The sequence below is a fragment of the Paracidovorax sp. MALMAid1276 genome (assembly GCF_049198005.1).
In the GTDB taxonomy this organism is placed as follows: domain Bacteria; phylum Pseudomonadota; class Gammaproteobacteria; order Burkholderiales; family Burkholderiaceae_C; genus Acidovorax.
Genome location: NZ_JBMIRS010000165.1, coordinates 1 through 4,705, shown reverse-complemented (window position 1 = coordinate 4,705; position 4,705 = coordinate 1). Strand labels below are relative to the sequence as shown.

Here is a 4,705-nt window from a genome sequence, read left to right as displayed (position 1 = left end):
TGCCCGCGCCGTTGGGGCCGATGATGGCGCGGATCTCGTGCTCCTTCACGTTAAACGAGATGTCCGTGAGCGCCTTCACACCGCCAAAGCGCAGGCTGATGTTCTGCACGTCCAGGATGACGTCGCCGATCTTCTTTTGGGTCATGGGTAGTTGCCTCTCCGGCGGGTACAGCGCGGGCTTCATGCGGCCGCCTTCACGGGGGTGAAGGTCTGGGTGTCCACCAGGCGCAGCGTTGCGCTGACGCTGCCCGTGCGGCCGTCCTCGAACTTGACCTGGGTTTCAATGTACTGTTCGGTGCGGCCTGCGTACAGGGCTTCCACCAGCACCGCGTACTTTTCGGCAATGAAGCCGCGGCGGACCTTGTTGGTGCGGGTGAGTTCGCCGTCGTCGGCGTCCAGCTCCTTGTGCAGCACCAGGAAGCGGCTCACCTGGCTGCCGGCCAGCATGCTGTCAGTGGCCAGGTCGGCGTTCACCTTCTCGATGCACTCGCGCACCAGCTCGTACACCTCGGGCTTTTGCGCCAGGTCGGTGTAGCCGGCGTAGGGCAGGTTGCGGCGCTCGGCCCAGTTGCCCACGGCGTCGAAGTCGATGTTGACCATCACGCACACCTTTTCGCGGCCGTCGCCCAGGGCGACGACTTCCTTGATGTGCGGGAAGAACTTGAGCTTGTTCTCCACGTACTTGGGCGCGAACATGGCGCCGTCGTTGGCGCCGCCCTTGATGCGGCCCACGTCCTTCACGCGGTCGATGATCTTGAGGTGCCCCTGGTTGTCGATGAAGCCCGCGTCGCTGGTGTGGTACCAGCCGTCGGCCGTGAGCACCTCGGCCGTGGCCGTGGGGTTCTTGTAGTACTCCTTGAGCAGCCCGGCCGACTTGACCAGGATCTCGCCGTTGTCGGCCACCTTGATCTCCACGCCCCGGATCGGCACGCCCACGGTGTCGGCGCGGGCCTGGTTGTCGGGCTGCAGGCACACGAACACGGCGGTTTCGGTGGAGCCGTACAGCTGCTTGAGGTTGACGCCGATGGAGCGGTAGAAGGTGAACAGGTCGGGCCCGATGGCCTCGCCCGCCGTGTAGGCCACCCGCACGCGGCTGAAGCCCAGGTTGTTGCGCAGCGGCCCATACACCAGCAGGTTGCCCAGGGCGTACTTGATGCGGTCGAGCAGGCCCACGGGCTGCCCGTCCATCAGTGCCGGGCCCACACGCTGGGCCACGGCCATGCAGGCGTGGAACATCTTGCGCTTGAGGGTGCCCGCGTCTTCCATGCGGATCATCACGCTGGTGAGCAGGCCTTCAAAGATGCGCGGCGGCGCGAAATAGTAGGTGGGGCCGACTTCCTTCAGGTCGATGGTGACGGTGCTGGCCGATTCGGGGCAGTTCACCACATAGCCGCAGGCCAGCCACTGCGCATAGCTGAAGATGTTCTGGCCGATCCAGGCCGGGGGCAGGTAGGCCAGCACCTCTTCGCTGCCGGTGAGCTTGTCGAACTCGGCGCCTGCGGCGGCGCGGTCGAGCAGCGTGCTGTGCGTGTGCACCACACCCTTGGGGTTGCCCGTGGTGCCCGAGGTGAAGAACATCGCGGCCACGTCGGTGGGGCGGGCCTTGGCCACCTCGCCCTTGAACCACTCCGGCTGCCGGGCCACGTGGGCGGCACCGGCCTCGATCAGTGCGTCCAGCGATGCCAGGCCCTGCTCGGAATAGTTGCGCAGGCCGCGCGGGTCGTCATAGTAGATGTTGGAAATCTGCGGGCACTGCTCGCGGATTTCGAGCAGCTTGTCGACCTGCTCCTGGTCTTCGACCAAGCAAAAGCGCACCTCGGCGTTGTTCAGCGGGAAGATGCATTCGGCGCCCACGGCGTCCTGGTACAGCGGCACGGGAATGGCGCCCAGCGACTGGGCCGCCAGCATGGTGGCGTACAGGCGAGGGCGGTTGGCGCCGATCACCACCATGTGCTCGCCGCGCTCAAGCCCGGCGCCGTGCAGGCCGGCGGCGATCTGCTCCACCAGGCGGGCCAGGTCGGCCCAGGTGTGCGTCTGCCAGATTCCATATTCTTTTTCGCGCAGCGCCGCGGCCGTGGGGCGCTCGGCGGCGTGCTTGAGCAGCAGTTGCGGGAACGTGGTCAGCATGGCAGGTTCCTAAAGAGAGACGAAAGGGCGGGTGTCGCCCCGGTGATGGCCGATGGCGCCGCTTTCTGGCAGCGCATGGGAGGGATGCTAGGACTGACTTTGACGTCGCCTTGTCTTTCCGACGACAATTTACGGGAAACTACTTGTCGGGTGAAACCCTGCCCATGGGCGGGCGGTATCCTTGGGATCGTGAACACGCTCTCCATGTACGCCGCGTTTTTCGGCCTCCAGCACCCGCCGTTCTCCATCGCCCCCGACCCGCGCTACCTCTTCATGAGCGAGCGCCACCGCGAGGCGCTGGCCCACCTGCTCTACGGGCTGGATGCGGGCGGCGGCTTCGTGCTGCTGACGGGCGAGGTGGGCACGGGCAAGACCACGGTGTGCCGCTGCTTTCTGGAGCAGATCCCGTCGCACTGCAACGTGGCCTACATCTTCAACCCCAAGCTCACGGTGGGCGAACTGCTGCGCTCCATCTGCGACGAGTTCGGGGTGCCGCACCAGCCGGCCGTGCCGGGCGTGGAGACGGTGAAGGACTGCATCGACCCGCTCAACGCCTCGCTGCTGGCGGCGCACGCGAGCGGCCGCAACAACGTGCTCATCATCGACGAGGCGCAGAACCTTTCGGCCGACGTGCTGGAGCAGCTGCGCCTGCTGACCAACCTGGAGACCAGCGAGCGCAAGCTGCTGCAGATCATCCTCATCGGCCAGCCCGAACTGCGCACGTTGGTGGCCCGGCCCTCCATGGAGCAGCTCGCGCAGCGCGTGATCGCGCGCTTTCACCTCGATGCGCTGTCGCTGCAGGAGACGCAGCAGTACATCAGCCACCGCCTGGCCGTGGCCGGGCTGCAGGGGCCGCTGCCGTTCGGCGCGCGCGCCATCCGCCGCGTGCATGCGCTGTCGCACGGCGTGCCCCGGCGCATCAACCTGCTGTGCGACCGCGCGCTGCTGGGTGCCTATGCCGCTGGCGCGCGTGAGGTGAGCGTGGCCATGGTCAACCACGCCGCGCGCGAGGTGTTCGACGCCCCCGCTGCCGCAGCCGCCGCCCGCAGCGCCGGGCGGCGCGCGCTGCCCGGCTGGGCGCTGGCGGGCCTGGGCGGGGTGGCGGGCGCCACCCTGGTTGCGGCGGCGGGCTGGGCCATGGGCGGGTGGGCCCCGGCGCCCTGGTCTGCCCTGGCACCCACGTCCGTCTCTGCGCCCGCTGCGGCCCGCGCCACGGCAGCTAGCGGCACGGCGAGCGCCGCGCTGGCGGCGGCATCTGCCGCATCGGCGGCAGGCGCCACCGCTGTGGCCTCGGCGGGCGAGGCCGCCGCCGCGCCAGCGCTCAGCCCGGCCTTCCAGCAGTTCCTGGCCGCGCAGGCGGCGGGCGACGCGCTGGCGTGGAAGGCCCTGGCCACCGCCTGGGGCGCGCCGCTGGCCGACGGCGCCGACGCCTGTGCCACCCTGCCGCGCGAGGGCTTGCGCTGCTACCGCAACCGGCGAGCGGGGCTCAACCTGGTGCGACAGATCGACCGGCCCGTGCTGCTGAGCCTGTACCCGTCCGAAGATGCTGAGGAGCCCGTCCCGGCCGTGCTGCGCGGGCTGGGTGCCGACACCGCCACGCTGGAGGGCAGCGGCCGCACGCTGCAGGTGCCGCTGCAGGAGCTGGCGCTGGTCTGGCGCGGCGACATGGCCACCCTGTGGCGCACCCCGCCCGGCATGCCAGACCGCGGCGAGCTGGCCGACAGCCCCGCGGGCGCGGCGTGGCTGGACAAGCAACTGGCCACCAAGGCGGCGGGCGGCAATGGCCCCACGGCCCGCCCCATGACCCCGGCGCTGCGCCAGTCGCGCATCCACCGCTTCCAGCTGGCCCAGGGCGTCACGCCCGACGGCCGCGCTGGCCCCCTCACGCTGATGCTGCTCAACCGCGCCACCGGCGTGAGCGAGCCCCGGCTGCAATAGGCCGGCTGCCGGCCCCGCCGTTCAACGCCCCTGTCCGCCATGCCTCCGCGCCCCATGTACCGCCGCCTCCGGGCCTCTGTTTCCACCCCTGTTTCTGCGACCGCGCCTTGCGCTGCGCCGCGCACCCCCCGCTGCCACCATGTCCTACATCCTTGATGCGCTGCGGCGCGCTGAAGCCGAGCGAGGCCGTGGCGGTGTGCCCGGCCTGCACACCCAGGCCACGCCGCTGCCAGGGGCCTTGCCGGCCGACGCACGCGCTGCACCTTCGCGACTGATCGCCGTGGCGGCGGCGGTGCTGGGCGTGGCCGCGCTCGCCGCCGTCGGCACCTGGTGGGCCCTGCAGCGCAGCGCGCCCGCCGGCGGCGTGGTGCTGGCCGGCGCGTCACCCGCCCCCACACCGGCTGCAGCGCCCGCCGCTGCGCCTGCAGTGCCACCGGCGTCTGCCTCCGCCGCCCTTGCGCCCCTTGCTCCCGCTGCGCCTACTGCGCCTGCCGTGTCCGCTGCGCCAGCGCCAGCGCCTGCCCCGGCGCCCCCACCGCGCGCCACCGAGCCGCGCCCCGCGCCCGCTGCAGTGCGTGAAAAGCCCCCCGTCCCTGCGGCCCGCGCGCCCTCGCCGGAGGCCCCGCGCGCCCGCGCTGCC

2 protein-coding genes and 2 pseudogenes are annotated in these 4,705 nt (G+C 70.8%); 2 read left to right on the top strand and 2 right to left on the bottom strand.

Features of this window, described 5'->3' with window-relative positions:
• Positions 1–145: pseudogene (locus ACOQFS_RS11355) on the bottom strand (ABC transporter ATP-binding protein); the annotation flags it as partial.
• Between the two features lie 35 nt (positions 146–180).
• Positions 181–2,127 carry an AMP-dependent synthetase/ligase gene (locus ACOQFS_RS11350; RefSeq protein WP_421562987.1) on the bottom strand — a complete coding sequence of 649 codons (1,947 nt, stop codon included), beginning with the start codon at positions 2,125–2,127 and terminating at the stop codon, positions 181–183.
• 204 nt (positions 2,128–2,331) lie between these two features.
• On the opposite strand from ACOQFS_RS11350, the gene ACOQFS_RS11345 reads away from it, so the two are divergent.
• Positions 2,332–4,065: an ExeA family protein gene (locus ACOQFS_RS11345; RefSeq protein ID WP_421562988.1), complete on the top strand. Its 1,734-nt coding sequence runs from the start codon at positions 2,332–2,334 to the stop codon at positions 4,063–4,065.
• Positions 4,066–4,204: 139 nt separating this feature from the next.
• Positions 4,205–4,705 (top strand): annotated as a pseudogene (locus ACOQFS_RS11340) (hypothetical protein); the annotation flags it as partial.

What these genes read in the sequence shown, in the direction of transcription:
- ACOQFS_RS11350 (WP_421562987.1), bottom strand. Translation starts at nt 2,127, where the DNA reads ATGCTGACCACGTTCCCGCAACTGCTGCTCAAGCACGCCGCCGAGCGC.
- ACOQFS_RS11345 (WP_421562988.1), top strand. Translation starts at nt 2,332, where the DNA reads ATGTACGCCGCGTTTTTCGGCCTCCAGCACCCGCCGTTCTCCATCGCC.